Source organism: Bacillus sp. SIMBA_031 (assembly GCF_046535225.1).
GTDB lineage: Bacteria > Bacillota > Bacilli > Bacillales > Bacillaceae > Bacillus > Bacillus velezensis.
Map to the genome: position 1 here is coordinate 53,805 of NZ_JAWRXC010000005.1, position 25,914 is coordinate 79,718.

Consider the following 25,914-nt stretch of genomic DNA (forward strand, 5'->3'; position numbering starts at 1 on the left):
CTATAAGGAGGATGTACGATTGGATAAAAAAGAAACCCACTTGATCGGGCATTTAGAGGAAGTCCGGCAGCGTCTCATTAAAACCGTTATCGCCTTTCTTCTATTTTTTATCGGCGCCTGCTGGTTTGTGCAGGACATTTATGACTGGCTGATCAAGGATTTGGATGGAAGGCTGGCCGTTTTAGGGCCGAGCGAGATTTTATGGGTGTATATGATGATTGCGGGAATATGCGCCCTTACGGCAACGATTCCGGTTGCCGCTTTTCAGCTCTGGCGTTTTACGGCGCCGGCTTTGACCCCGTTTGAACGCCGCGCCGCTTTGCTTTACATTCCGGGGCTTTCGGTTTTGTTTATTATCGGAATTTCCTTCGGGTATTTTGTGCTGTTTCCGATTGTGCTCGGATTTTTAACACAATTATCCGCCGGCCATTTTGACATGGTATTTACGGCGGACAAGTATTTTACCTTTATGCTGAATCTTACATTGCCGTTCGGATTTTTGTTTGAAATGCCTCTGGCCGTCATGTTTCTGACACGGCTCGGAATCGTGAATCCAACCCGGCTGGCAAAGGCTCGGAAGCTTTCGTATTTTGTGCTGATCGTCGTCTCGGTGCTGATTACGCCTCCGGATTTTATGTCTGACTTTCTCGTCATGATTCCGCTGCTCGTCCTCTATGAAATCAGTGTGACGCTGTCCCGCATCGTTTACCGGAAGAAATGGGCCGAGGCGGCGTCTGCAGCTTAGTGAAGTTCGCCTCCGCCGGTCTCAATATCGTCCTCATGCGCCGCGGCGGTCACCGCGGCGATTTTGAGCGCTTTTGTCACGAGATCCAGGCTGAGGCTCGGCGCAGACTTCTGCAAGGTTTGCTCGGGGATGTACGGGATGTGTATAAACCCGCCGCGGATGTGCGGATGGCGGCAGGCGATTTCATCCATCAGGCCGTAAAAGAGGTGATTGCATACAAACGTCCCCGCCGTGTAGGATACAGCCGCGGGAATGCCTTCCTTTTTGATTTCCTCAACGATCCGTTTGATCGGAAGGCCGGTCCAATAGGCCGCGGGACCGTCTTGAGAAATGTTTTCCCCGACAGGCTGGTTTCCTTCGTTATCCGGTATGCGCGCCTCATTGAGATTGATCGCGACCCGTTCCGGCGTGATCTGCATTCTGCCGCCTGCCTGTCCGACACAGATGATAATGTCAGGCTGATGCTTTTTGATCGACTCGCGCAGCACGGCAAGAGACTTATAAAAAACGGTCGGCACTTGTTCAGATACGATAGAGGCGGGGCCTTCAGCGGCACCGTTCAGCCGTTTGACCGCTTCCCATGAAGGATTGACCGTTTCCCCGCCGAAGGGGTCAAAGCCTGTAAGCAATACTTTTTTCTCCATATAAAACCCTCCTTTTCTTTTTACCATACTCTATAATGGACATATATTCCTGCCGAAGGGGGAAACACGTCTTGAATTCGCCTCTGGTGCAATACCGGTCTTTATTTCCGGCGCTCCGCACACATACGATGCTCGCCAGCTGCTCTCAAAGCGCTCTTGCCCTGCCGGTTTCAAAAGCGATCAATGACTACCAGGAAAGCCTGCTTCAGCATGGCGGAAACTGGGAAGAAGCCATTGGACGAACGGAGCAGGCAAGGTGTGAATTTGCGAAATTGATCGGCGCCCATCCTGAAGAAATTGCCGTTTTACCTTCAGTAACGGCTGCTGTCTCTGCCGTCGTTTCCGCTTTACCGGATTGCCGAAAGAAACAGGCGGTGTATACGGAATTGGATTTTCCGGCGATCGCCCACATTTTGAAGGCACAGACTGAGATGGAGCTTTCAGTCGTGCCGTCTGAAGATGGAATGATCCCGTTAGAGCGGTATGAGACGTACATATCGGAACAGACGCTTTTCACCTGTGTGCCTCATGTGTCATATACGTCCGGTTTTGTCCAGGATATGAAGCGCATTGCCGAGATATCCGCAAAGAAGGGATCGCTTCTTTTTGTCGATGCTTATCAATCGGCGGGGCACATCCCGATTGATGTAAAAGAATGGGGAGTTGATATGCTGGCCGCGGGTGCGAGAAAGTATATGCTCGGCATACCGGGAACGGCGTTTCTTTATGTCAGAAAGGAACTTGCCGAACGGCTGAAGCCGAAAGTCACCGGGTGGTTCGGGCAGCAGCGGGCGTCGATGCTGGATTTAACTCATTTTTCTTATGCGGACGGAGCCAAACGCTTTGAGACCGGAACCCCGGCATTTATCAGCATATATGCGGCACAGGCGGCTTTATCTCTAGTAAACGATGCCGGCACAGACCGCATTCACCAAGAAGTAAAAAAACTCAGCGCATTTGCGTATGAATACGCTTCTGAAAAAGGACTGAATCTCACAGGGCCGCCGTCTGCCGATGACAGACCCGGCATGATTTCCATACGGGATGAAAAAGCGGCGGAAACGGCTGCGCTGTTGAGGCGGAAAAACATCGTATGCGCACCCAGCGGACAAATCATCCGGCTGGCGCCTCATTTCTATAACACGGCCGATGATCTGATCTATGCGATTGATGAACTGGCTGAAGCGCGCGGTATATAAAAAACAGCAGACTCACGGGGAGCCTGCTGTTTTCTTATGAGTGATTCACTTTGACCCGTTTCATAAAGAAAGCGCTGATCAAGCCGATAACTGCGACAATCATCGCGAAGATAAAGGCGTGCTGGACGCCCGCAATCAGCGCGTGAGAGTATGCGGAAGGATCATTCGGGTTTTTCACGGTGCTCATATAATTCTTCTGCCCGGCTGCCATGATGCTGACCGCCACCGCAGTGCCGATTGCGCCGGCCATCTGCTGGAGCGTATTCATAATGGCCGTTCCGTCCGGATAAAATTCCGGCGGCAGCTGGTTTAAGCCGTTCGTTTGCGCCGGCATCATGATCATGGAAATGCCGATCATCAGGCATGTGTGGAGCACGACGATGAGAATGGCCGTTGAAGTGCCGGTAATGTTTGAGAAAAACGAAAGCACGGTTGCCGTGATGACAAACCCGGGAATGACAAGCCACTTCGGTCCGTATTTATCAAACAGGCGCCCCGTCACCGGAGACATAAAGCCGTTTAAAATACCGCCCGGCAGCAGGATGAGCCCGGACGTAAACGCCGTCAGCATCAGTCCGCTTTGTAAATACATAGGCAATAGAAGCATTGTCGATAAGATAACCATCATACAGATAAACACAATCACGACACCGAGAACAAACATCGGATAGCGGAAAGCGCGCAGATTCATCATCGGCTGCTTCATTGTCAGCTGCCTGATGGAAAATAAGATGAGCGCGATCGCACCGACAGTGAGCGAACCGATAACCGTCGGGCTTGACCAGCCGTCTGATCCTTCGCCCGCATTGCTGAATCCGAATACGATGCCGCCAAACCCGATCGTAGACAGAATAATGGAAAGCACGTCAATTTTCGGTTTTGTAATGTCAGACACGTTCTGCATGTAGGCGATGCCGAATAAAAGAGCCAACACAAGAAACGGCAGGGAAATCCAGAAAATCCAATGCCAGTTCAAATGCTCTAACACAAGCCCTGAAAATGTCGGACCGATCGCAGGAGCGAACATGATGACAAGCCCGATCGTCCCCATCGCCGCTCCGCGCTTATGCGGCGGAAAGATGACGAGGATTGTATTAAACATCAGCGGCAGCAGCAGCCCGGTTCCTAAAGCCTGCACGATTCTCGCCGCCAAAAGAAACGGAAAGCTCGGCGCAAGCGCTGCAATCAGCGTGCCGATAATAGAAAAAGCGAGTGAAACGATAAACAGCTGTCTCGTCGTAAACCATTGCAAAAGCAGACCCGATACCGGGACAAGAATACCGAGAACGAGCAGATAGCCCGTCGTCAGCCACTGGACGGTCGCAGGAGTGATATGTAACTCCTTCATCAGGTCAGTCAGGGCGATATTCAGCGCCGTTTCACTGAACATGCCGATAAACCCTGCCGTCAGTAAAGAAATCATGATCGGCATGACTTTATATTGTTTGGAAGGCTGAGCGTTTTCCAAAATCATTCTCCTCTCTTTCTATACGTACATGTCTCTCGTATTTTATGTCTTCAGCAGGTTCGGGATTTGTTTAGAAATATGGAGGATCGGCATTTTGTCTTTTTTGGCTAAGGACACAATGATGCCGCCTTCTATCATGGCATTTAAAACAGTGCTGATTTCCGCCGCTCTCTCATCAGAAAAACCGGCTGAACTCAATTTGCCCGCGAACAGATTCTCCCATTCCTGATAAGCGCTTTGACAGGCCTGCTGGAGCTTTTCGCTCTTTAAAGCCGTCTCGGCAGCCAGTAAACCGACAGGAAACCCTTCAAAGTTCTCCGGACATGTGAATTGGCTTGATAAGTCCTGTAAAAACGCTTGAATGCTTTCCGCAGGATCAGGATGGGCATCAAGGCTTTCTTTTATTTTCATACGGATATAATGGCTCATTTCATTGACAGCCTCAATGGCGAGCTGCTCTTTGCCGTCCGGAAAATGATAGTAAAGAGAACCTTTCGGCGCACCGCTTTCTTTAATAATCTGATTCAGCCCCGTGCCGTAATACCCCTGAAGCTGAAACAGCCTGGTTGCCGCGGCGAGGATTTTTTCACGAGAATCTCCATAGCTCATAATGTTCCCACCTTACTGATTTTTGACAAATTTAAAATATAGTGACTGGTCTATTATCTTGATTTCACATGACGGTGTCAAGGTTTTTTAACGGTTATTTTCTTCGGAAGGTTGCCTGACAAGCGCGTTGACCGGTGGGAGGAAAATCTTCATAAATAAAGAAAAGGAGAGAATAGAATGAAAAAACAATTCATGCCCTTCATTACATTTATCACGGCTCTGCTCTTCATTGCGGCCGGCTGCTCCCAATCTCCTCAAGCGAAAGAAACACCGCCCCGGATGGCAGCCGCAGCCTCAGCGAAAAAAGACGGACTTCCGAATGTTAAAATTCTTGCCACCGGCGGCACAATTGCAGGCGCTGCTCCTTCAAAGACGTCCGCTACGGAGTACACGGCGGGGGCAATTGGAGTTGATGCCCTGATTCAGGCCGTTCCGGAGATAAAAGAGATCGCGCATGTGAGCGGAGAACAGGTTGTGAATATCGGCAGCCAGAATATGAATAACGAGACACTGCTGAAACTTGCAAAACGGGTAAACAAGCTGCTCAAGTCTGATGATACAGACGGCATTGTCATTACACATGGAACAGACACACTTGAGGAAACCGCCTACTTTCTCAATCTGACGGTCAAAAGTGACAAGCCCGTTGTTGTCGCCGGGTCAATGAGGCCGTCCACGGCGATCGGAGCGGACGGGCCGTCCAACTTATATAGCGCTGTAAAAACAGCGGCTGCGCCTGATGCGAAAGGCAAGGGGGCGCTTGTCGTATTAAATGACAGAATCGCTTCGGCGCGTTATGTGACAAAAACCAATACAACCGCGACCGACACTTTTAAATCGGAAGAAATGGGTTATATCGGAACAATTGCTGATGACGTCTATTTTAATAACGTCATCACCCGAAAGCATACGAAGGATACAGATTTCCAGATAGATAAACTTGATAAATTGCCGCAGGTCGATATTATATACGGCTATCAAAATGACGGAAGCTATCTCTTTGAAGCCGCCGTAAAATCAGGAGCGCAAGGCATTATTTTTGCAGGCTCGGGAAACGGCTCAATGTCTGATGAGGCGCAAAAAGGCGCCGTAAAGTCGGTCAAAAGCGGGCTGGCGGTCGTCCGCTCCACAAGGACGGGAAACGGAACGGTAACACCTAATCGAGATTATGAAAAAGACCATTTGACAGCTTCTAACTCTCTCAACCCTCAAAAAGCGCGGATTCTTCTGATGCTTGCGCTGACAAAAACGCATGACCCTAAGCGGATTCAAACCTATTTCAATGAGTACTAGGAGAAGAGAACCGGGTGTTCTCTCCTTTTTTGGTAAGCCGTATTAAAGCATAAGCGTGCTTTCGGGATAGGGGCGTCTTTCTCATTTTTCCGCTCTTTTTAAATTGTTTAAAACAGTAAAAAATACACTATTTTTTCCTTTTCTCCTCTAATAGAATGAAAACTGCAAAAATATTACATAGCAGGAGGAAAGTTCATGAAACAAATAAAAAACAAAATTCTAGTCATCCTTACAGTTTGTATGCTGTCCGTCATTTCCGTATTTGCCTTCCAGCCAACCGTATCGAAAGCCTCCTCAGGGCATAACCCTGTTGTCATGGTCCACGGAATCGGCGGGGCATCCTTTAACTTCGCGGGAATCAAAACATACTTGGCATCCCAAGGCTGGTCAAGAAAAGAGATGTACGCCATTGATTTCTTAGACAAAACCGGAAACAACAGACACAATGCGCCGAGACTATCCAATTACGTGAAAAAAGTGCTCAGCGAAACAGGTGCGAAAAAAGTCGATATCGTCGCGCACAGCATGGGCGGAGCCAACACGCTCTATTACATTAAAAATCTTGACGGCGGAGACAAAATCGCAAACGTCGTCACACTCGGCGGAGCGAACGGCCTTGTGACCAACCGGGCGCTTCCGGGGACTGATCCGAACCAAAAGATTTTATATACATCGATTTACAGCTCAGCGGACTTAATCGTCCTGAACCCGCTGTCACGACTGATCGGCGGGAAAAACGTGCAGATTCACGGTGTCGGACACATCGGACTTTTGATGAACAGCCAAGTAAACGGGCTGATTAAAGAAGGTCTGAACGGCGGCGGACAAAATACAAATTAACAGTTTCAAAGCCCCGGAGAATGAGAATATCCCGGGGTCTTTTTTTCTTCCATATTCTTTTTTCGCCGTAAACCAAGCCCTCTGAAGTTATTTTTGTTAAAATAATAAAGTTATATCAGAATTCGGAGGGTTTATTGTGGGAAAAGTGAAAAGAAATGCCCCTTGCCCATGCGGCAGCGGGAAGAAATATAAAAAATGCTGCGGAAGCAAAGAAGCTGCCATTCCGGCAGACATCGCGGCAAAAGAAGCGAAACAGATTCAGGAAAGCCTAATGGAGTACGCCTTTACAGCACATAGAGACGGCATATCATCATTTATTAACCAGCACGCATTCATTACGGAGCTGGACAGACAGACAAAAGACATCGGAGTCTTCAACCTCGGCATCTGGGGAATTTTCTTCCGTCCGCTGGCAGGCGGCAAGACGATTTTTGAAGAATATCTTCAGAAAAAAGCCGGCGGGATCAACCGCCCGAAAACACGGGAAATCGTTGAATCATGGAAAAGCATGACACCTGCCGTTATGGTTCTTGAAGATGTGAAAGAAGGAATGATTCACTTTGAAGATGTGATGACCAAGAAACAATTCAAAGTGGAAATGGACGTCAGCCAGCAGGATCTTCCGCCGGCGGGAAGCCTGATCCTCGGCTATCCGATCCACGAAGCGGAAAAAGCGGAGTTCTTCATGCAGTTTACGATCTTCCCTGTGAAGCGGACCGAAGCTTTGATCAGCAAAGTGAAAAAGGCGGCTGCCCCGGCCCTTGCGGAAGGAAAATCGCCTGAGCGCTTTATGCAGGAAAACTTCGACACTGTGCTGGCCGCTCTTTTAGGAACGGAGGAAGAGCCTGAGCAGGCTGCTGAAGAAAAACAGACAGAGTGGGCGAACGACATGGAGAAGGAAACGGCGGACGCCATTGAAAAAGGCCTGAGCGGGGATGAATACCCGGCTGAGCTGGTTCCGGCCGTAATTGATCTGTGGAAAACGTTCTGTGTCAAAAAAACCCCGACGATCAGAAAGCCTGAAGCTTTCGCAGCGGCGGTCGAATATTACGTGAACAGCATTTCTCTGAACGGCGCGTCCGTTTCTCAAGCGAAGCTGGCGAAGAAGTACGGCGTCAGCGCCTCAACGATTTCCAGCCGCTATAAGGAAATCGAGGGTGCTCTCACGGATGAAGCCGAACGCTTCGCCGCAGCTCTGACATCTTAATACACAGCAAAAAAACCTTGAAGGGCAAACGCTTTTCAAGGTTTTTTCTATAGATAGGCTCTCAGGCAGGATAATTCTTACCGGTTATCTAATACTAAACAGAGCGATAAAAGGAAGGGAGCCTGAGCCATGGATGAGACACGTACGCTGGGCAGGACGGATTTACGGGTAAAGCGTATCGGCTTTGGCGCTAATGCGGTCGGAGGACATAATCTGTTTCCGAATCTTAATGATGAAACGGGAAAAGAACTCATCCGCACAGCGTTGGACGGCGGCGTCAATTTTATTGATACGGCGTTTATATACGGTTTGGGGCGTTCCGAAGAGTTAATCGGTGAAGTTGTCGCAGAGCGCGGCGTGCGGGACAGCCTCGTGATTGCGTCAAAAGGCGCGCACAAAGAGGTCAACGGACAGATCGAGCTGGACAACAGCCGTGAATTTCTCCGGAGTGAGGCGGAAAACAGCCTGAAGCGGCTGAAAACAGACGTGATTGATTTGTATTACGTCCACTTCCCTGACGGCAAAACACCGCTCTCCGAAGTGGCGGGCACGTTAAAAGAACTGAAGGACGAAGGGAAAATCAGAGCAATCGGCGCGTCCAATCTCAGTTTCCGGCAATTGCAGGAGTTTAACGCGGACGGCTATTTAGAGGTTTTTCAATCGGAATATTCACTGATTCAGCGTGAGGCGGAGCATGATCTGCTGCCTTATTGTGAAAAGAACGGCATTTCCTTTATTCCTTATTTTCCGCTTGCTTCCGGCTTGCTGACGGGAAAGTTTACAAAAGACACAGTCTTTGAGGACAGCCGAAAGAACAGGCCGCCGTTTCAGGGAGAAGCTTTTCGCCAAAACCTGGAGCGAGTGGATAAGCTTCGGGCCGTTGCGGAGGAAAAAGGGGCGCAGACAGCGCATATCGCACTCGCATGGCTTCTGTCGCAGCCGGCGGTGGATGCGATCATTCCCGGAGCCAAACGCCCCGACCAGCTGAAACACAATCTGGACGCGCTTCATGTGCAGTTAACCGAGGATGAGGTTCAATATATCAGTGACATCTTTAAGTGAAAATAAAAAAAGGAAATAGCCTGAGCTATTTCCTTTCTTGTTGTCAGGACGTTTTCAAAAACGCTTCTGTCAATCCTTCCAGATCGGCGTCTGTATCCAGATACCACTGGCCGCGGGCGTTTTTCTTCATCTCGATTTCTCTTGTAACGGAAGAAGAAGCCGGTTTCAGGCGCATAAACTCTTCCGGATAGACAGAAAGCAGGTGGCTGACAATTTCGTTTTCATCAGCATCAGGGTGCTTTCCGGCATAGTCTTGCACGCGGTCTTGCAGCTGGCCCGCAAGCGGAGACATATCAAGCGGCGTCACTTTTGCTTCAAGGACGGCTTTTTTGCCTGACATGGATTTGGTATGCACCTTGAGCTCTGTGTTATCCCGCAGCGCTGATGACATGGCGTCAATAATAGCGGAAATGGCTTTTGGATCCGCCTGTTCTTGTGAAATGCCTGCAGAGGTGATAAAGCTGGCTTTCGCCGATTCCTGATATGCGGCGGCCGTCATTTTTTCATTTACCCCGGTCAGGCGGGTGAAATCTTTATTGTGTTTGCCGTACAGCATCACATCAATGTAGGCGGATAATGCGTCCGCCGGGTCAGGTACTGCTTTTGAGGCTGTGCCTTTGACTTTCAGTTTATAAGATAAAGGCTTCGCGTCTTTTGCCTGCGGCTGATATACCAATTCATATGATTTGCCTTCGTCAGCCGTGAAGTACAGATTGCCCGTCACTGTCTTATCCGCATGAAGCGTGCCGCTCTGCATCAAGTCTTCCTTATCGGCTTTAGCTGTTTTCGCGTCATCCTGATAAAGCGAGAAGTCGCTGCTTTTGACGGTAAGCGGGTCTTTGCCCGTATTTTTGACGGTGACCGTTACTTTCAGCGCGGCCGGATGTTGAGTATCGTCTGAAGCGGCCCATGCTGTCTCTTTTATTTTCACTTTCGCCGTGCTGCTTTCCTGGCCGCCGCTCGTTTCGCTGCTGCATGCGGCGGTAAATGCCGTGAGAAGCAGAATGAAAAACACGGCGCTCATTTTTTTGATGGACATCTGGTTTACCCCCTGTTGTTAATGGTTAATTCGATAGTCATGAAGATGGACAGGTTAATTATACTAGTTTTGTATAAAAGAGTCTTGGTAATCTCAATCTTTTTGGAAGAAAAGGAAGTGTTATGATGAAAAAAGAAGAGTTGAAACAGCTGGCTCTCCGAATCGGAAACGTACCTGCCCGCTATGAGAGTAATGTGGAAGAATACCAGGAAGATGAGGTTCTGTTTTGGTGGGAAGATAAGAATGACCCGGAAGCCGGCATCATGGTCGAATTAGACCGGGACGGAAAACTGAAATACTTATCCCGTCCGGCTTTCCAGACTGATCTGCCGGCTCTTTCGGAATCGGACATAGAAAAACGGATGCGGGCGTTTTTAGAAACCCATCGTCCTGGGGCATTGGCTGAGTTCGAATTGGAAAACTGCGGCTCCGCCAATGATGGTGATGTGAGATATTCCTATGTTCAGATGGCTGACGGTCTGCCGCTTCCGCTGACCGGGTTTTACGTCGACCTGTCTTTGGCAGGGGAAGTAACCGGTTTTTCTTACCATGGGAAGGCCGATGATCTTGTAAGGCCCGGGACAATTGCGGACAAGCGGGAAGCATTGGCTCACTTTGTCAAACATATAGAAGCAGAGCTGTTGTTCACCGTCCTGCATCAGTCCGTCTATATGCAGGGGGATGACAAGCCCCATCTCGTCTATGAAATCGTGTCTCCGAGGCGATCGATATCGGCCGACCTGAAGGAAGAGAATGCAGAATTAGACGAATATGAGGAGCTGGAAGACGACACGCGGCCGTATGTCCCGATTTCACGCCCTGCACCTGAAGCGGAAAAGATGAGCATCAATGACATGATCGGGCTGCACGACGGTTTTTATAAAGAGAGGGAAAGCGATCTTGGAGAGGGCTGTATCGGCATTGCCTGGCGTCATGAAAAAACAAAATCCGTACGGGAAGATAAAAGCTTTGAAAGTTTGTTTAAAGAACGGAATGAACACGTATTGAAAACAAGGTATGATAAAGAATCGGGCCGGCTCACCGGGGTGATGTCATTTACACATAGTGAAGGCGAACCGGTGTTTTCCGAGGAAGAATGCCATCACATGGCCATCCGCTTTTTGTTCGCCATGTTTCCGGAAGCGGATCAGTATTTCCGGGTTCAATATGATGAACCGGATGATGAAGGAGAAAACGCAGGGCTTACATATAAGGCTTGTTCGGGCGGCGTTGATTTGCGATTTGGAGAGGGGAGAATCTGTGTCAGCAAAATTACGGGTCTTGTCACTGTATATATGCCGCCGGAAATTGATCCGAAAGAGCTCGAGGAAATCGATCCCGTTCCTTCATTGACAATGGGAGAGGCGAAGGACGCGATCCGCCGGGCCATCAAAGCAGAGCTCGCTTGGGATCGTTGTTACGATGACGACAGCTCCGGAAAAGTGTACAGGCTCGTATACAAGCCGGTTTTCCCGCGGTTTATTGAGGCTCATACGGGAGAAGCGATCACGAGTTTAATAGGCTGAAGGTCATGGGCGTTCGTCCCGGGGCTTTCACGGGGAGTGTGACATTTGTATGAAAAAGAGCCGCTCTGAATACGGCTCTTTTCCCTCTTTGCTAAAAATAGACACATAAAAGGCACTTTCTTCCCTTTAAAAGGATAAGGGCGTTTTTATATAATAAAAAACAGTTCTTTTTTATACACTCTTCTGAAAGGATGACCCCATTGCTGAAAGAACATCTGAGAAAAAAAGCGCTGGAAATCGGGAACATACCGCCGCACTATGAGCTTGAAATAGAAGATTATGATGAAAAACAAAAAACGAAAGCCTATTATATTTGGAAAAATCGTAACCAGCCGGATAAAACGGTCACGATTGAGCTGGGCGACGACGGATCTTTGCTTACTTATTCACGCAACGACTGTCCGAGTTCAGACATACAGCTGTCAGAAGCCGAATTAAAGCTGACGGCTCTTCGGTTTGCGGCGAGACACCGCCCGCTTACTTTTATGAATTTCACCTTTCAGGCGAGGGAAGAACGCAATGAGTGCATCCGATTTATCTATACAAAAAAAGTGCTCGGCCGGCCGCTTCCCGATTCAGGTTTTTTCGTTGACGTAACCAGGAGCGGCTTCGTCGTGCAGTTTATCTATTACGGGGATAAGGGTGAAGCGCCCGTTCCGGAAACATTCGTCGATCGGGAAAAAGTCGTCTCGCATTATATGAGTGTGCTGACATTCAGTCTTGTCTATGATGTGGTCAATTTTGAGAAAATACCGCGTCTCGTCTATGAACCGATTCTGCCGGCTTACAGCTATCCGGCCGGTGAAGATGATATCGTGCCGGATCAGCAGCTTTGCGAAGACAGGAATGAGCCGGCAAAACCGCTTCCCGCGTTTGAACATAAACGGGAAATCAGCCTGGATGAATTAATGGGGTTTACCGCGGATATGGTTCAGACGCGCCGGCGCGATCTCGGGGATGAGATCGGAACGACATGGCGGAAAGGGTCGGTTCCGGAACGGAAAGATTTGAGTATCGAAAGCTATTTTGAAAGCAGCAACAAAAATACAATGAAGATGAAAACGGACAAAAAGACAGGGAAAATGACAGCCTTTAAATCTTTTATTGAGCATCAGGGCCCGGCCTTTTATTCTGCGGAAGAGTGTGAGGCCGTCGCGCTTCAATTTTTATACAAGCTTTATCCGAGAGCGGACGAGTTTTTTAAAATGAACCCGCTGAAAACGGACGGAAGGGGCAGGTTCCGCTTCCATTTTTCCATATGGCATCAGGATATTCCGCTGCGGTTCGGCGCTGCGAGAATTCTTGTCAGTCCCGTAACGGGGCTTGTGGAAGCTTACATGGCGCCTGACATTGACCCGGAGCAGCTGGAGAAGATCAATCCGGTGCCGGCCGTTACTCCCGAAGAAGCAAAGGCCGCTTTTTTATCCGATTTCCATCTGCGGCTGGAGTGGCAGCGCGATTTTACGCCGTCCGGCAATGAAGGATATAAGCTTGTGTACAGGCCTGTCTATCCTCCGTACATTGATGCGCAAAAGCGAAAAAAGAAAAGGTTTTATTAGCCAGGGATCATTTGTAAATGAGGATAATCTTTAAAGCCTCTCCAATCGCCTCCCCAATCAAAACCGAGCGTTTTGGCAATCGATACGACCTCAAGCCAATCGGGCGTGCCGTTTCGGTTTCCGTCGTACGTCATATCCCAAATCAGGCTTCCATCCTTTTTTTGCAGGGCGAAGTCGATCGCAAGGCCGTAATTGTGGTAAGATTCCCCTCCTTTTGCGTAGGTGACGATATTTCCTTTTTTTGAACGTCCTTGACGGTACAATTCGTTTTGTTCCTCAATTGATCTGAAACCCTCTGTGATAACGACGGTGATGCCTTTTTTCAGAGCGGCCGTCTGCAATAGCTCCGCATTCTGCCTCACGAGCGGATGAAGAGCGCTTGGAATGGCTCTATCTTGTAATGCCGTCTGCGGCCTCAATTCTTTCTGCACATAGGAAAAACATAGGTCTGCGGAAAAGAAGAGGATCAAAAGCAGCGCAATTCTGACTGGTCGTTTCATGGTGAATTCTCTCTTTCTTTAATTGATTAAAATCTTTGTTTGCTCACTGCCATAAATTTGCTATGATAAAATATAACATAATTAGTAGCCGGAGGAAGGAGGCAAATCTATGAAATCCAAGATTCCATCTGAAGAAGTGGCCGTAAAGATGAATGAATGGTATAAGCTGATCCGCGCGTTTGAAGCCGATAAAGCTGAAGCGCTGAAACGGGAGATTCAATTTGAACTCGAAGATATGGAAGAGAACCAGGATTTATTGTTGTATTTTTCATTGATGGAATTTCGGCACCGCATCATGCTGGATAAATTAAAACCCATGAAAGACGGCGACTGCCAGCCTCCGTTCTCTGAAATGCTCACTGAGATTGAGATGAACCAGCAAAAGCTGACCGGCTTACTGGAATATTATTTTTACTATTTCAGGGGAATGTATGAATTTAAGCAGAAAAACTTCATCTCAGCGATTTCTCATTATAAGCGGGCTGAGGAAAAGCTTGAATATGTGGAAGATGACATAGAGAAAGCCGAGTTTTTGTATAAAATTTCTGAGGTGTACTATCATATCAAGCAGACTTTCTTTTCGATGAATTACGCGGGACAGGCGCTTGATATTTACAAGAAATATGAATTATACGGAATGAGAAGGGTGCAGTGCAAATTTATCATTGCCGGAAATCTGATGGACGCCCAGCAGCATAAAAAAGCGCTGGAATACCTCGAATGCGCCTTGGAGCACGCGGAGCGGCTTGATGATCAATATATGATTGCTGCGGCCTATTATAATATCGGGCACTGTATGTACAGTCTGGGTGACTTTTGCAAGGCGGCGGAGGATTTTGAACGGGCGGCTGCCGGATTTGAAGCACACAGCTTCCGGCAGGTCATCCAGGCTGTTTTTTCACTCACGCATATCTACTTTAAAACGGAAAAATACAGTGAAGCCGCGGCCAGCTGCGCGCGGGGCATGAGAAGCGCGGCGGAGTGGGAAGATGAGATCTATATGACGAAATTCCGTCTGATTAAAGAGCTTTATCAGGGGGAAGGCGGACAGGATTCGCTCAAAGAGTATTTTGACATTCTGGAATCAAAAGAGCTGTTGGCTGACACAGAGGAACTGCTTCAGGACGCGGCTCATTTCTTTCATCAACGGGAGAACTACAAAGCGGCATCTTATTTTTTCAGCAGGCTTGTCGGCGTGCAAAAAAGGCTGCAAATGAACAACTACGCATAATGAAAAAAAGAACGAGGGAGCTCCGGTTTCATCGTTCTTTTTATGATCTCTTTTGTTTTCAGCTGATTAAAACCGGGTACATGCTCTGTATTAACATCAGGGAGGAAAAGAGACAATGTATCAGGATTTACAGGGGAAAACAGCAATCGTAACAGGTTCTTCGAAAGGAATCGGAAAGGCCATTGCCGAACGCTTCGGCAAGGAGCGGATGAATGTGGTTGTGAATTACCTCGGTGATTCCGCCGGAGCGGAAGAAGCGGCGGACATCATTGAGAAAGCGGGAGGCAGAGCCGTCACCGTAAAAGCCGATGTATCCTCAGAAGAAGGGATTCAGGCGCTGTTTCATGCCGCCCAGGAGCATTTCGGGGGCGTGGACGTGATGGTCAACAATTCCGGCTTTAACGGAGCCGAAGCGATGCCCCATGAAATGAGCCTGGAGGATTGGCGAAGGGTCATCGACGTCAACGTGACCGGCACCTTTTTGGGGGCGAAAGCGGCACTGAAACATATGCTCGAGCGCGGCAAAAAAGGAACGGTCTTAAACATATCGAGCGTTCATCAGCAAATACCCCGCCCTGAAAACGTGCAGTACTCGGCATCCAAAGGCGGGATCAAAATGATGACGGAAACGATGGCGCTCAATTATGCAGACAAAGGCATCCGGGTGAATGCCATCGCTCCCGGCACGATCGCCACGGAGTCCAATAAGGATCTGGAAGATGAAACACATAAACAGGCCCAGCTGAAAAAAATTCCGATGAACGCCTTCGGCAAACCGGAAGAAGTCGCCGCGGCCGCCGCATGGATGGTGTCGGAAGAAGCGAGTTACGTAACCGGAACGACACTTTTCGTCGACGGGGGCATGACGCTTTATCCGTCTCAGCTGGATAGATAAAAGAGGAGGGGAAACCTTCTCTTTTTTGTTTAGAGCAGGGTCATAAAGGAAATGGTTTTCTAAAAAAACAGGGGGATCGCAAGATGGCGAATGACTGGTGGAAAGACGCCGTTGTCTATCAAATCTACCCGCGAAGCTTTCAAGATACGAACGGCGACGGCATAGGCGACCTGCGGGGGATTATCGCGCGTCTCGATTATATAAAAGAACTTGGCGCTGATGTGATATGGATCTGCCCGATTTACCCGTCGCCAAACGTCGATAACGGCTACGATGTGACGGATCATCAAGCAATTATGGAATCTTACGGAACGATGGAGGACTTTCACGATCTGCTTACAGAATGCCGCAGCCGCGGATTAAAGCTTGTGATGGATTTCGTCTTAAATCATACCTCCACGGAGCATCCTTGGTTCAAAGAGGCGGAAATGAATCCGGACAGCAAATACCGCGATTATTATATTTGGCGGCCGGGCACCGGGGACGGCCCGCCGACCGATTGGGTGTCGGATTACGGACAATCCGTCTGGCAGTACGAAGAACATACGGGCGAATATTACCTGCATATGAACGCCGTCAAACAAGCCGATCTGAATTGGGAAAATCCCGAGGTTCGGCAATCAGTGTACGAGATGATGAGATTTTGGCTCGATAAAGGCGTGGACGGATTGCGTATAGACCAGCTCCATCTCCTGTCAAAAAAAGAATATTTGCCGCCATATGAAGATTACATCGCCCGCCGGGCCGATCCGAAGCCTTTCCGGCCAAACGGGGCACGGATACATGATTACTTAAAAGAAATGACGAAAGAGGTATTTTCCAAATATGACGTGATGTCGGTCGGCGAGGCCGGATCAGTGACGCCTGAGGAAGGGCTGGTCTACACGGGAACCGATGAGCATGAACTGAATATGATTTTTCATTTTCAGCATATGGAGCTTGATCAAAAGCCGGGCCAAGAGCATTGGGATGTAAAACCGCTTGAGCTGTCCGATTTGAAAAAAGTGCTCACAGACTGGCAGGAAAAACTGGAACATCGAGGCTGGAATACGCTGTATTGGTGCAATCATGACCAGCCCCGGATCGTATCCCGTTTCGGAGATGAAGGCACATATCGCAAAGCATCCGCCAAAATGCTTGCCGCCCTGCTTTATTTCATGAAAGGCACGCCGTACATTTACCAGGGGGAAGAAATCGGCATGACAAACGCTCCGTTTGACAGAATAGAGGATTATCAAGATATTCAGACCGTCAATATGTATCATAAAAGGGTATTTGAAATGGGCCGCACCAGGGAAGAAGTCATGGCTTCCATTATGGCGAAAAGCCGGGACCATGCCCGTACACCGATGCAGTGGGACGGCAGCAAGAATGCCGGATTTACGGAGGGCGAACCGTGGCTCACGGTCAATCCCAATTACAAAACCGTCAATGCGGCCGAGGCTCAGGATGATCCCGATTCTATATTGAACTTTTATAAAAAACTGATCCGCCTGCGAAAACAGTATGCTGATATCATAAAAGGCAGCTACACGCTGCTGCTTCCTGATGACCCGCAGCTGTTTGTGTATGAAAGACAGGCAAACGGACAAAAACTCATGTCCATCAGCAACGTATCGAAAGAAGAAGCCGCTTTTTATTGGCCGGACGGCTCCGAACCTGAAAGCGCCGAGCTGCTTCTCAGCAACTATGAAAATGACGGCGGCACGGAATCCCGCATCACATTCCGCCCTTACGAAACAAGAGTTTATCTGCTTGCCTGATATGTGATATGAAGCCCTCGTCCATACATGGCGGGGGTTTTTTAGGTAAATCGGATATCAATTTAGAAAAAAATATCTTGCAAAACGTAATTACTTCGTTTTATTATGGTATAGGTAACAAATGAACGAGAAAGTACGCTTTGGAAATCGTCATCATTCTGATTTACAGAACAGGGGGAAACGGCTTGTTTAAAAAATGGAGCGGAATCATTGTCATTGCGGCATGCTTTTTAATCGCGGCGGGCTGCGGCAATTCATCTTCAAAAGGTTCGTCAGGTTCTTCAAAAAGCGGCAAACTGCACGTCGTGACGACCTTTTATCCTATGTACGAATTCACGAAACAAATTGTCAAAGACAAAGGCGATGTAGACATTCTCATCCCGTCTTCGGTCGAACCCCATGATTGGGAGCCGACGCCGAAGGATATTGCCGGCATTCAAAACGCCGATCTTTTCGTATACAACAGCGAATATATGGAGACATGGGTTCCTTCAGCGGAAAAAAGCATGGGCTCTGATCATGCGAAGTTTGTAAAGGCGTCAAAAGGAATTGACTTACTCGAAGGTTCGGATGAAGAGGAAGAGGAACATGGACACGGCGGTCATGACCACAGCCGCAGCATGGACCCTCACGTGTGGCTCAGCCCGGTTCTTGCGCAAAAAGAGGTCAAAACCATTACGGCACAGATCGTAAAACAGGACCCGAAGAATAAAGCATACTATGAGAAAAATAGTAAAGAATATATTGCAAAACTGCAGGATCTTGATAAACTATACCGTACAACATTAAATAAAGCGGCGAAAAAAGAACTGATCACACAGCACGCGGCATTCACCTATCTCGCCAAAGAATACGGCTTAAAACAAGTCGCGATTGCAGGCCTTTCTCCTGAAGAAGAGCCGAGTGCGGCCAAACTGGCGGATCTCAAAACATTTGCCAAAAAGCATGATGTGAAGATCATCTACTTTGAAGAAGTTGCATCGCCTAAAGTTGCAGATACACTTGCCGGTGAAATCGGCGCGAAAACGGAAGTGCTCAATACACTGGAAGGTTTAAGCCAAAAAGAACGGGATAAAGGCATCGGTTATATCGACATTATGGAGAAAAACCTTGATGCACTGAAAGATTCGCTATTGGTTAAATAACATAGTGTGCGCCGCGGGGTGCACACTATTTCTATGCGGGAAAGGAAGGTCAGCATGAACCTCGTTACATTACAGGATATCGTTTTTGGTTATTCGCATACACCCGTGCTTGACGGCGTGTCGCTGGAAATCAAAAGCGGCGAATTCGTCGGTATTACAGGGCCGAACGGCGCGTCAAAATCGACGCTCATGAAAGTCATGCTCGGCATGCTCAGACCTTGGGAAGGAACGGCCGAGATCAGTAAAAAAAACGCAGCCGGAAAACGCCTGACAATCGGCTATGTTCCGCAGCAGATTTCTTCATTTAACGCAGGATTCCCAAGCACGGTTCTGGAGCTTGTGCAATCAGGCCGTTATACGAAAGGAAAATGGTTTAAACGATTGAACGAAACGGATCACCACGAGGTGGAAAACGCGCTGAAGATGGTGGAAATGTGGGATTTCCGCCACCGGAAAATCGGCGATTTATCCGGCGGACAGAAGCAGAAAATCTGCATTGCGAGAATGCTTGCGAGCAATCCGGATCTGCTGATGCTTGATGAGCCGACAACCGCGGTTGATTATGAAAGCAGACAGGGTTTCTACGAATTTATGCATCATCAGGTGAAAAATCACAACCGCACCGTCGTCATGGTGACACACGAACAAAACGAAGTACAGCAGTATCTGGATAAAGTCATACGGCTTGAGAGGGGGGAAAAAGGCGGATGGAAATGTTTGACTTGGAATTCATGCGACGAGCTTTTCTAGCGGGAAGCATGATCGGAATTATGGCGCCGATATTAGGCGTATATCTCGTGCTGAGAAGACAGGCGCTGATGGCGGATACGCTGTCTCATATTTCATTGTCGGGCGTGGCCATCGGTTTTTTTCTCAGTACCAATATTACGGCGGCGAGCATCGTTGTCGTCACGATCGGAGCGATCGGCATTGAATACATGAGGCGGGCGTACCGTACATATTCAGAGGTATCTATCGCAATTTTAATGGCGGCCGGGCTGTCGTTTGCGATGTTTCTGATCAGCCTGTCAAAAGGCGGCGCGTCGATGAGCATCGATCAATATTTATTTGGATCGCTTGTCACGGTCAGCCAGCAGCAGGTCTATATTATCGGAGGCATTACCCTGCTGATTCTGCTTTATTTCATTATATTGAACAGACCGCTCTATCTTCTTACCTTTGACGAGGCGACGGCGAAGACATCAGGCATTAACACAAACCTGCTGTCAATGTCATTCAGCATCGTGACGGGGCTGGCGATTTCGGTCATTATTCCGATTATCGGCGTGCTGCTCGTTTCCGCGCTCCTCGTACTGCCCGCGGCTTTTGCAATCCGTATCGCCAAAGGGTTTAAATGGGTGTTTGCGGCAGCCATTATTATTTCTCTTTTCAGTGTGTTCATGGGGCTGACGTCTTCGTACCAGCTCGGAACGCCTCCGGGGCCGTCAATCACTTTACTGTTAATCATTCTGCTTCTGCTCGGGTTTACGCTGCAGGGGATTTGGAATGCGTTTAAAAAAGGAAAAGAACGAAAAAATCGCCGTTAAGCGGTGCAGCAGTCTCATCTGCTGCTCCGTTTGACGGCTTTTTTTTTACAGAAATATATCAGCAAGACGCTCATATGACTCTTTTTTTGCTTCGAAATCAAAGACGTTGCACAGCACCATCATCTCTTTTGTCTGATACCGCTCGGAAAGTTCAAGCAGACGGCGTTTCACTGCGGCAGGAGAGCCGATCACCATCCGCTTCCTGTTTTCTTCTATCTGTTTACGGTCCTCCGGCGAATACGGATAAGCCTTCGCTTCTTCCACACTCGGCACGCGGCTGTCGGCGCCTTTTCCGACACGAAGAAGCCATAAATCCTGGCTTAAGGCGAGTTCTTCCGCTTTCTCATCCGTAGCCGCGCATATGACGAAAATGGCACAGAGCGAGGCGGGAGCGGAAAAGTGGGCGGAGGCCCGGAAATGGTCCCGATAGATCTGAAAGGCTTTTTCCCCGCGTTCCGGATTAATGAAATGGCCGAAGACATAGCCCGCACCTTGAAGAGCGGCGCGTCTGGCGCTGTTTTCCCCGAGGCCGAGCACCCAAAGCTGCGGGGCTGTTTCAATCAAAGGCGCTGTTTTTATTCCGGCATAAGCATGGTCCGAGGGAACCGAATCTGTCAGAAAGGATGATAAATCCTGAAGCTGCCTGTTAAACTCGGTCAAGCTTTTCTTTACCCCGTCTGTGAGGGCGAGCCGGATTTTCGTCGTGCCGCCCGGTGAGCGTCCGACCCCGAGGTCAATCCGGTTCGGGTGCAGCGCCTCAAGCTGACGGAAAGTTTCCGCGACTTTATAGGGGCTGTACTGCGGCAGCAGCACGCCGCCTGATCCGACACGGATGGATGTTGTGGCTGCGGCGGTATGAGCGATCATAATTTCCGGCGAAACGCTTGCGAGCCCTCTTGTGCCGTGATGCTCGGCAAACCAGTACCGCTTATAGCCCCATCCTTCACTGAGGCGGGCGAGCTCCGCTGAACGGCGGAGCGTCTCGTGCGGCCCGTTTCCTTTGGATACGGGCGCCTGATCAAGTATGCTTAAATCAATCACTCGTCTGCCCCTTTCCTGACATGTATTGATACAAGGATAGGAAAAATGTTCAGTCCCCGTCAATTTCTTTGTTTTCTCTATTCTCTCCGGAACGAAGGAGAATATAGGAAGTGATTTTTCGCCGTTTTTCGCCAAAAATTCTTATGTTTTATGAAACTTTGATATAATAAAAGACGTATATCTTAATAAACACCGGGATTCTTGTCCCGGAATTTAGTAAAAATGCACACTTGCGGCGTGCTTAGCGGCACCCTTACAGAATAGGAGTGAATCATATGGCGATCTCTTTACAAAAAGGACAGCGGATTGATTTAACAAAAGGAAAAGCCGGCCTGTCAAAACTGCTGGTCGGACTCGGCTGGGACCCTGTATCATCCGGGGGCTTTTTCGGAAAGCTGTTCGGCGGAGGCGGTGCCAATATCGACTGTGACGCTTCCGTACTGATGCTTGAAAATGATAAAATGACAGACAGCAAAAACGTCATCTATTTCGGCAATCTGAAAAGCCGGTGCGGCGGTGTCGTACATACGGGTGACAACCTGACGGGTGAAGGCGACGGCGATGATGAACAAATTCTCATCGATTTGGCGAAAGTGCCCGCTCAGATTAATAAACTTGTGTTTGTCGTCAATATTTACGACTGCGTCAGACGAAAACAGGACTTCGGCATGATTCAAAACGCGTTCATCCGCGTTGTTGATCAGGCTAATCGCGAAGAACTGGTGACTTACAATTTAAGAGATAACTATTCAGGCAGGACGAGCCTGATCGCGGCTGAAATCTACCGCGAGGACGGCGAGTGGAAATTCGCCGCAGTAGGAGAAGGCACAAACGATACAAAAATCGGCGATATCGTTAACCGATACGCCTAAACGATAAAAAGGAGAGTGCTCACATGGCAATTTCATTGGCAAAAGGACAAAAAGTAGATTTGACTAAAACAAATCCGGGTCTTTCTAAAGTCGTTGTCGGCCTTGGCTGGGATACAAACAAATACGACGGCGGACATGATTTTGATTTAGATTCCAGCGTCTTTCTACTAAATGAAGCAGGAAGATGCGCGTCGCCCGATGATTTCATTTTCTATAATCAGCTTGAAGGCGGAAACGGCTCTGTCGCACATTCAGGCGACAACCTGACAGGCCAGGGCGAGGGCGATGACGAAAGCGTAAGAGTCAACCTGAGCGCGGTGCCTGCGGCTATTGACAAAATTTCATTCGTCATCACGATTCATGAAGCGGAAGCGCGCGGCCAAAACTTCGGACAAGTTTCCAACGCGTTCGTGCGCATTGTCAATGAAGAGACAAATGAAGAGCTGATCCGCTACGATCTGGCTGAAGATTTCTCAATTGAAACAGCCATTATCGCAGGGGAGCTTTACAGACATAACGGCGAATGGAAGTTTTCCGCGATCGGTTCAGGCTACCAAGGCGGACTGGCCCGTATTGCGACAGATTACGGCCTGCAAATCGGCTGAACCATATCAAACACAGAAGGGAGAGACGGCACATGGCTATTCAATTGGCGAAAGGACAGCGTGTTGATCTGACAAAAACGAACCCCGGTCTTACAAAAGCGGTGATCGGCTTAGGCTGGGATACGAACAAGTACTCCGGAGGGCATGACTTTGACCTTGACGCGTCGGCTTTTCTTGTCGATGCCCATGACAACTGTGTAAATGATCTTGATTTTGTTTTCTACAATAACCTGGAACACCCAAGCGGGGGCGTCATCCATACGGGAGACAACCGGACGGGCGAGGGCGAGGGAGACGATGAACAAATTATCGTCGACTTCTCAAAAATACCCGCAAATATTGAAAAGATCGGCATCACCGTCACGATTCATGATGCGGAAGCGCGCGGCCAAAATTTCGGACAAGTGTCTAACGCGTTCGTGCGCGTCGTCGATGAAAACAGCCAGAATGAACTGCTTCGTTTCGATTTAGGGGAAGACTTCTCGATTGAAACGGCGGTTGTCGTTTGTGAGCTTTACCGCCATGGGGCTGAGTGGAAGTTTAACGCCATCGGCAGCGGGTTTTCCGGCGGTCTGGCATCACTTTGCCGGAATTACGGCTTGCAGGTGTAAGCAGGAAATTACCGTTTTACTAAATAGGAGGAAAAAACTTGGATTTTCTACATCATATTATGTCGACCTACGCTTCCTTTTTTGATTGGAAAATGTGGGGTGAGGTGCTGACTGACCCTGTATCATGGGGGCTGATCGGTTCCTTGGTTCTGCTGGAAGGGCTGCTGTCGGCCGACAATGCGTTAGTGCTTGCGGTTATGGTAAGGCATCTGCCTGAAAAACAGCGGAAGAAAGCATTAACATACGGATTGTTCGGGGCATATATTTTCCGTTTTATCTTTATCGGGATCGGAATGCTGCTCATTAAGTTCTGGTGGATCAAAGTGCTTGGCGCGCTGTACCTGGCTTGGCTCGTCATTAAGCATTTCTGGATCGGAGAAGGTGATGACGATACGGAAGGCATGAAGAAAAATTCATGGATGGTCCGTACGTTCGGAATTTTCTGGGCCACTGTCGTTTCAGTTGAGTTAATGGATCTGGCCTTCTCTGTTGACAGCATTTTGGCCGCGTTTGCGGTATCGGAAAAAGTGTGGGTGCTCTTGATCGGCGGTATGCTTGGCATTCTCATGATGCGTACAGTCGCAAAAGTATTCCTTGTTTTAATTGATAAAATCCCTGAGCTTGAAAACACGGCTTTCGTGCTGATCGGGATTATCGCCGTGAAAATGGCGGCGAGCGCCTTTGATTATGAAATGCCGCACGTTGTGTTCTTCGGAATCATCATCGCTGCGTTTGTGGTAACGTTTATTATCCACTATTTCAACAAACAAAAGCAGGTTCAGGAGCAAACGGCTGCATCTAAAGAAGAATAAAACAAAAAAGGAGGGAGAGTTCATTTCCTTCCTTTTTTGTACCGATAATCATGAAGAGAAAGGAGGAAGATGATGAGGCAGGAAGAATTGGTGATCCGAAAGGCCGAGCCGGAAAACGATGACTGGGAAACGTTTCTGATGCGGCCGCTGCCGGAACGTCCCGGTTACGAGCGGGAAAACGGGCTGGCGTTTACCCGGCTTGCCGTCCGGATTTTGGGCACTCCTTATGATGAGACGGAGTATTACAATAAGCTTTTCGAGCTGTCTTCTCATGAAAACATCCATGTGTTAAGCGAGACGCTGGATAAGACCATCGCGCCTGAAACGTTTCAGGCGCTCCAGCACATCCATTCGGTCAATCAAAAAGAGAAAGGGCTTTCGGTTTCCAGATTTGTCGCGTTTCTCGATGGGGGCAGGCTGCTTGCCAAACATGCTGAACCGCTTATGCACCGCCGGCTGAGAACCGCGTTTATGACGCTTTTGGAAACCTTTGCGGACCGGCATGAAAACGGGCTGAATCATCCCGATTTCCGGCGTGTGCTCTTGGATGTGTCAAAGTTTTCGCTGAACCACCTGAATCCATGGCTCGAACAAGCCGATATAGAGCGTGAGATGCCGAAGGTGGTGTGGTATGGAGACGCTGCCAAAAGCCAGCTCTATTTTCTCTATTATCTCATGCTGATCGGCTGTGACGTCCTATTGTTTCATCCGGCTGCGGAAGATCCGTTCAGCTTGATTGATCCGGATGAGGAACTCAGCTTTGTGATAAAGCTCCCCGCAACAGGCGGCCTTGAGCCATTCCCGAAAGAAAAGCCGGACAGAACGTCCACGACGGCCTACCGGTCAACGAAAGAAATTGAGCATGTGCTGAACCATGAGGAATCTATGATGTATAAGCCTTGGCAGTTCAGGGATCATACCCCGCAGTCCGTGACTTTAAAAACGACGTATGATGAGTTATTTCTCATTGCGAAGGAGCGGGCGTTTATCCGGCCGCAATTTAAAGCGGACAGGGAGCGGGTGGCCGTTCCGAACCTTTTTGCGAAAGTGATGGGGGTTTCCAAAGATACGAAAGAATATTGGAACAGACTCCATACCGCCGCGGACTATCAGGAGACACACATGATCCGCAGTTTTCCGTTTACGGAAGAGCTGAAAGCCAACTACCAGTATCACTACACTCAGGTTTTGAACGAAGAAGGAGCGATTGACGCGGACAGGCTGAAAAGAAGCAACATCTGGCAGTACAAGCATCTGCCTTCAGGTGTGCAGAACGCCATCGCCAATGTGATTTCTGACATGTGCAGAAACCCAGGGCTGAAGGCTTTGCCCGGGGAGCAGGCAAGGGATGCCGCAATCTATTTGTTCCGCCAGGCGACGAACCTGCCCGCTTCGCTGCTGCAATTGATTCAGACGTTTGATTACGCCCAAACCGTTCCGAAACTCGTTTTATATCATACGGAACAAAATGGCGAACTCACACGTTCGGACGCCGCCGCTCTTTTGTTTTTAAATAAATTCGGCGTCGATATCATCTTGTATAATCCGCCGGGGCATCAAGATATTGAGCACTATATAGAAGAAAGCCAATTTGATGTCCATTGGCTGGAGGACATGGTGTTTCAGCAGGAATATAAGGAGCCGTCACTCGTAAGAAAGCTGTTTAGAACCATTACGCAAAAGCAGGGAGAGTAAATAAAC

At 48.7% G+C, this 25,914-nt stretch carries 25 protein-coding genes; 19 read left to right on the forward strand and 6 right to left on the reverse strand.

Translation table 11 applies throughout. From position 1 onward, the window contains the following. The first annotated feature begins 19 nt into the window (after window positions 1-19). Window positions 20-745 (forward strand): twin-arginine translocase subunit TatC, encoded by a 726-nt coding sequence (gene tatC, locus SB724_RS14295; RefSeq protein WP_410571638.1) that lies wholly within the window; start codon window positions 20-22, stop codon window positions 743-745. On the opposite strand, the gene pcp is transcribed toward tatC, so the two are convergent. Next, complete coding sequence (gene pcp, locus SB724_RS14300; protein ID WP_410571640.1) at window positions 742-1,389, reverse strand: pyroglutamyl-peptidase I; 648 nt, start codon at window positions 1,387-1,389, stop codon at window positions 742-744. The genes tatC and pcp overlap by 4 nt on opposite strands. Window positions 1,390-1,460: 71 nt before the next feature. Between pcp and SB724_RS14305 the strand changes: the two genes are divergently transcribed. Beyond that, entirely contained in the window at window positions 1,461-2,588 is a 1,128-nt protein-coding gene (locus SB724_RS14305; protein ID WP_410571642.1) for an aminotransferase class V-fold PLP-dependent enzyme, read from the forward strand. A 34-nt stretch (window positions 2,589-2,622) separates the two neighbouring features. Here the strand turns inward: SB724_RS14305 and lmr(B) are convergent, their stop codons facing one another. Both lmr(B) and lmrA read right to left on the reverse strand, forming a co-directional pair. Beyond that, window positions 2,623-4,062, reverse strand: coding sequence for a lincomycin efflux MFS transporter Lmr(B) (gene lmr(B), locus SB724_RS14310; RefSeq protein WP_410571644.1), 1,440 nt, complete (start codon window positions 4,060-4,062; stop codon window positions 2,623-2,625). Window positions 4,063-4,098: 36 nt separating this feature from the next. After that, a complete protein-coding gene (gene lmrA / locus SB724_RS14315; RefSeq protein WP_410571646.1) occupies window positions 4,099-4,665 on the reverse strand; it encodes a transcriptional regulator LmrA in 567 nt (188 codons plus the stop codon). 177 nt (window positions 4,666-4,842) lie between these two features. Between lmrA and SB724_RS14320 the strand changes: the two genes are divergently transcribed. The 4 genes from SB724_RS14320 to SB724_RS14335 all read left to right on the forward strand — a co-directional run bounded on the left by SB724_RS14320 (window position 4,843) and on the right by SB724_RS14335 (window position 9,067). Then, window positions 4,843-5,958 (forward strand): type II asparaginase, encoded by a 1,116-nt coding sequence (locus SB724_RS14320; RefSeq protein WP_410571648.1) that lies wholly within the window; start codon window positions 4,843-4,845, stop codon window positions 5,956-5,958. A gap of 195 nt (window positions 5,959-6,153) precedes the next feature. Continuing rightward, a complete protein-coding gene (gene estA, locus SB724_RS14325; protein ID WP_032872735.1) occupies window positions 6,154-6,798 on the forward strand; it encodes a lipase EstA in 645 nt (214 codons plus the stop codon). A gap of 136 nt (window positions 6,799-6,934) precedes the next feature. Then, window positions 6,935-8,005: a helix-turn-helix domain-containing protein gene (locus SB724_RS14330; protein ID WP_265973283.1), complete on the forward strand. Its 1,071-nt coding sequence runs from the start codon at window positions 6,935-6,937 to the stop codon at window positions 8,003-8,005. Window positions 8,006-8,134: 129 nt separating this feature from the next. Further along, complete coding sequence (locus tag SB724_RS14335) at window positions 8,135-9,067, forward strand: aldo/keto reductase (protein WP_007609226.1); 933 nt, start codon at window positions 8,135-8,137, stop codon at window positions 9,065-9,067. Between the two features lie 43 nt (window positions 9,068-9,110). Here the strand turns inward: SB724_RS14335 and SB724_RS14340 are convergent, their stop codons facing one another. Then, the gene (locus tag SB724_RS14340; protein WP_410571651.1) at window positions 9,111-10,106 is read right to left on the reverse strand and encodes a DUF5105 domain-containing protein; all 996 of its coding nucleotides are present in this window, start codon (window positions 10,104-10,106) and stop codon (window positions 9,111-9,113) included. A gap of 125 nt (window positions 10,107-10,231) precedes the next feature. Here SB724_RS14340 and SB724_RS14345 point away from each other — a divergent pair, with 125 nt between their 5' ends. Together SB724_RS14345 and SB724_RS14350 are read left to right on the forward strand one after the other, a co-directional pair. Continuing rightward, a complete protein-coding gene (locus SB724_RS14345) occupies window positions 10,232-11,632 on the forward strand; it encodes a YcdB/YcdC domain-containing protein (RefSeq protein ID WP_410571653.1) in 1,401 nt (466 codons plus the stop codon). Between the two features lie 200 nt (window positions 11,633-11,832). Then, window positions 11,833-13,191, forward strand: a complete 1,359-nt coding sequence (locus tag SB724_RS14350) for a YcdB/YcdC domain-containing protein (RefSeq protein ID WP_410571655.1) — start codon at window positions 11,833-11,835, stop codon at window positions 13,189-13,191. Here the strand turns inward: SB724_RS14350 and cwlK are convergent. Next, a complete protein-coding gene (cwlK, locus tag SB724_RS14355) occupies window positions 13,188-13,691 on the reverse strand; it encodes a peptidoglycan L-alanyl-D-glutamate endopeptidase CwlK (protein ID WP_032872745.1) in 504 nt (167 codons plus the stop codon). The two genes, SB724_RS14350 and cwlK, sit on opposite strands and share 4 nt — an antisense overlap. A gap of 109 nt (window positions 13,692-13,800) precedes the next feature. On the opposite strand from cwlK, the gene SB724_RS14360 reads away from it, so the two are divergent. The 6 genes from SB724_RS14360 to SB724_RS14385 all read left to right on the forward strand — a co-directional run bounded on the left by SB724_RS14360 (window position 13,801) and on the right by SB724_RS14385 (window position 20,272). Next, a complete protein-coding gene (locus SB724_RS14360) occupies window positions 13,801-14,922 on the forward strand; it encodes a response regulator aspartate phosphatase (RefSeq protein ID WP_410571657.1) in 1,122 nt (373 codons plus the stop codon). 115 nt (window positions 14,923-15,037) lie between these two features. Beyond that, window positions 15,038-15,817: a glucose 1-dehydrogenase gene (locus tag SB724_RS14365; protein ID WP_410571659.1), complete on the forward strand. Its 780-nt coding sequence runs from the start codon at window positions 15,038-15,040 to the stop codon at window positions 15,815-15,817. An 83-nt stretch (window positions 15,818-15,900) separates the two neighbouring features. Beyond that, complete coding sequence (locus tag SB724_RS14370) at window positions 15,901-17,580, forward strand: glycoside hydrolase family 13 protein (RefSeq protein ID WP_410571661.1); 1,680 nt, start codon at window positions 15,901-15,903, stop codon at window positions 17,578-17,580. 185 nt (window positions 17,581-17,765) lie between these two features. After that, on the forward strand, window positions 17,766-18,725 hold the full coding sequence (locus tag SB724_RS14375; RefSeq protein ID WP_410571663.1) for a metal ABC transporter substrate-binding protein: 960 nt from the start codon (window positions 17,766-17,768) through the stop codon (window positions 18,723-18,725). A gap of 54 nt (window positions 18,726-18,779) precedes the next feature. Beyond that, window positions 18,780-19,475, forward strand: a complete 696-nt coding sequence (locus tag SB724_RS14380) for a metal ABC transporter ATP-binding protein (RefSeq protein ID WP_003156655.1) — start codon at window positions 18,780-18,782, stop codon at window positions 19,473-19,475. Further along, complete coding sequence (locus SB724_RS14385) at window positions 19,433-20,272, forward strand: metal ABC transporter permease (RefSeq protein WP_007409044.1); 840 nt, start codon at window positions 19,433-19,435, stop codon at window positions 20,270-20,272. The genes SB724_RS14380 and SB724_RS14385 overlap by 43 nt, the downstream gene beginning before the upstream one ends. A 45-nt stretch (window positions 20,273-20,317) precedes the next feature. On the opposite strand, the gene SB724_RS14390 is transcribed toward SB724_RS14385, so the two are convergent. Further along, entirely contained in the window at window positions 20,318-21,313 is a 996-nt protein-coding gene (locus tag SB724_RS14390; protein WP_410571665.1) for an LLM class flavin-dependent oxidoreductase, read from the reverse strand. A gap of 275 nt (window positions 21,314-21,588) precedes the next feature. Here SB724_RS14390 and SB724_RS14395 point away from each other — a divergent pair, with 275 nt between their 5' ends. The 5 genes from SB724_RS14395 to SB724_RS14415 all read left to right on the forward strand — a co-directional run bounded on the left by SB724_RS14395 (window position 21,589) and on the right by SB724_RS14415 (window position 25,908). Then, window positions 21,589-22,185 carry a TerD family protein gene (locus SB724_RS14395; RefSeq protein ID WP_003156649.1) on the forward strand — a complete coding sequence of 199 codons (597 nt, stop codon included), beginning with the start codon at window positions 21,589-21,591 and terminating at the stop codon, window positions 22,183-22,185. A gap of 23 nt (window positions 22,186-22,208) precedes the next feature. Continuing rightward, complete coding sequence (locus SB724_RS14400) at window positions 22,209-22,790, forward strand: TerD family protein (protein WP_003156648.1); 582 nt, start codon at window positions 22,209-22,211, stop codon at window positions 22,788-22,790. Window positions 22,791-22,822: 32 nt separating this feature from the next. Continuing rightward, window positions 22,823-23,401 (forward strand): TerD family protein, encoded by a 579-nt coding sequence (locus SB724_RS14405; RefSeq protein ID WP_003156645.1) that lies wholly within the window; start codon window positions 22,823-22,825, stop codon window positions 23,399-23,401. A 38-nt stretch (window positions 23,402-23,439) separates the two neighbouring features. Beyond that, a complete protein-coding gene (locus tag SB724_RS14410; RefSeq protein ID WP_003156644.1) occupies window positions 23,440-24,213 on the forward strand; it encodes a TerC family protein in 774 nt (257 codons plus the stop codon). Window positions 24,214-24,285: 72 nt separating this feature from the next. Then, window positions 24,286-25,908 carry a YceG family protein gene (locus SB724_RS14415; RefSeq protein ID WP_410571667.1) on the forward strand — a complete coding sequence of 541 codons (1,623 nt, stop codon included), beginning with the start codon at window positions 24,286-24,288 and terminating at the stop codon, window positions 25,906-25,908. The last annotated feature ends 6 nt before the right edge of the window (window positions 25,909-25,914 follow it).

Bases quoted from the DNA above. Each gene is read 5' to 3' on its own strand.
- pcp (WP_410571640.1), bottom strand. From the start codon at position 1,389: ATGGAGAAAAAAGTATTGCTTACAGGCTTTGACCCCTTCGGCGGGGAA.
- lmrA (WP_410571646.1), bottom strand. From the start codon at position 4,665: ATGAGCTATGGAGATTCTCGTGAAAAAATCCTCGCCGCGGCAACCAGG.
- SB724_RS14320 (WP_410571648.1), top strand. From the start codon at position 4,843: ATGAAAAAACAATTCATGCCCTTCATTACATTTATCACGGCTCTGCTC.
- estA (WP_032872735.1), top strand. From the start codon at position 6,154: ATGAAACAAATAAAAAACAAAATTCTAGTCATCCTTACAGTTTGTATG.
- SB724_RS14335 (WP_007609226.1), top strand. From the start codon at position 8,135: ATGGATGAGACACGTACGCTGGGCAGGACGGATTTACGGGTAAAGCGT.
- SB724_RS14340 (WP_410571651.1), bottom strand. From the start codon at position 10,106: ATGTCCATCAAAAAAATGAGCGCCGTGTTTTTCATTCTGCTTCTCACG.
- SB724_RS14345 (WP_410571653.1), top strand. From the start codon at position 10,232: ATGAAAAAAGAAGAGTTGAAACAGCTGGCTCTCCGAATCGGAAACGTA.
- cwlK (WP_032872745.1), bottom strand. From the start codon at position 13,691: ATGAAACGACCAGTCAGAATTGCGCTGCTTTTGATCCTCTTCTTTTCC.
- SB724_RS14360 (WP_410571657.1), top strand. From the start codon at position 13,801: ATGAAATCCAAGATTCCATCTGAAGAAGTGGCCGTAAAGATGAATGAA.
- SB724_RS14365 (WP_410571659.1), top strand. From the start codon at position 15,038: ATGTATCAGGATTTACAGGGGAAAACAGCAATCGTAACAGGTTCTTCG.
- SB724_RS14370 (WP_410571661.1), top strand. From the start codon at position 15,901: ATGGCGAATGACTGGTGGAAAGACGCCGTTGTCTATCAAATCTACCCG.
- SB724_RS14380 (WP_003156655.1), top strand. From the start codon at position 18,780: ATGAACCTCGTTACATTACAGGATATCGTTTTTGGTTATTCGCATACA.
- SB724_RS14385 (WP_007409044.1), top strand. From the start codon at position 19,433: ATGGAAATGTTTGACTTGGAATTCATGCGACGAGCTTTTCTAGCGGGA.
- SB724_RS14395 (WP_003156649.1), top strand. From the start codon at position 21,589: ATGGCGATCTCTTTACAAAAAGGACAGCGGATTGATTTAACAAAAGGA.
- SB724_RS14400 (WP_003156648.1), top strand. From the start codon at position 22,209: ATGGCAATTTCATTGGCAAAAGGACAAAAAGTAGATTTGACTAAAACA.
- SB724_RS14405 (WP_003156645.1), top strand. From the start codon at position 22,823: ATGGCTATTCAATTGGCGAAAGGACAGCGTGTTGATCTGACAAAAACG.
- SB724_RS14415 (WP_410571667.1), top strand. From the start codon at position 24,286: ATGAGGCAGGAAGAATTGGTGATCCGAAAGGCCGAGCCGGAAAACGAT.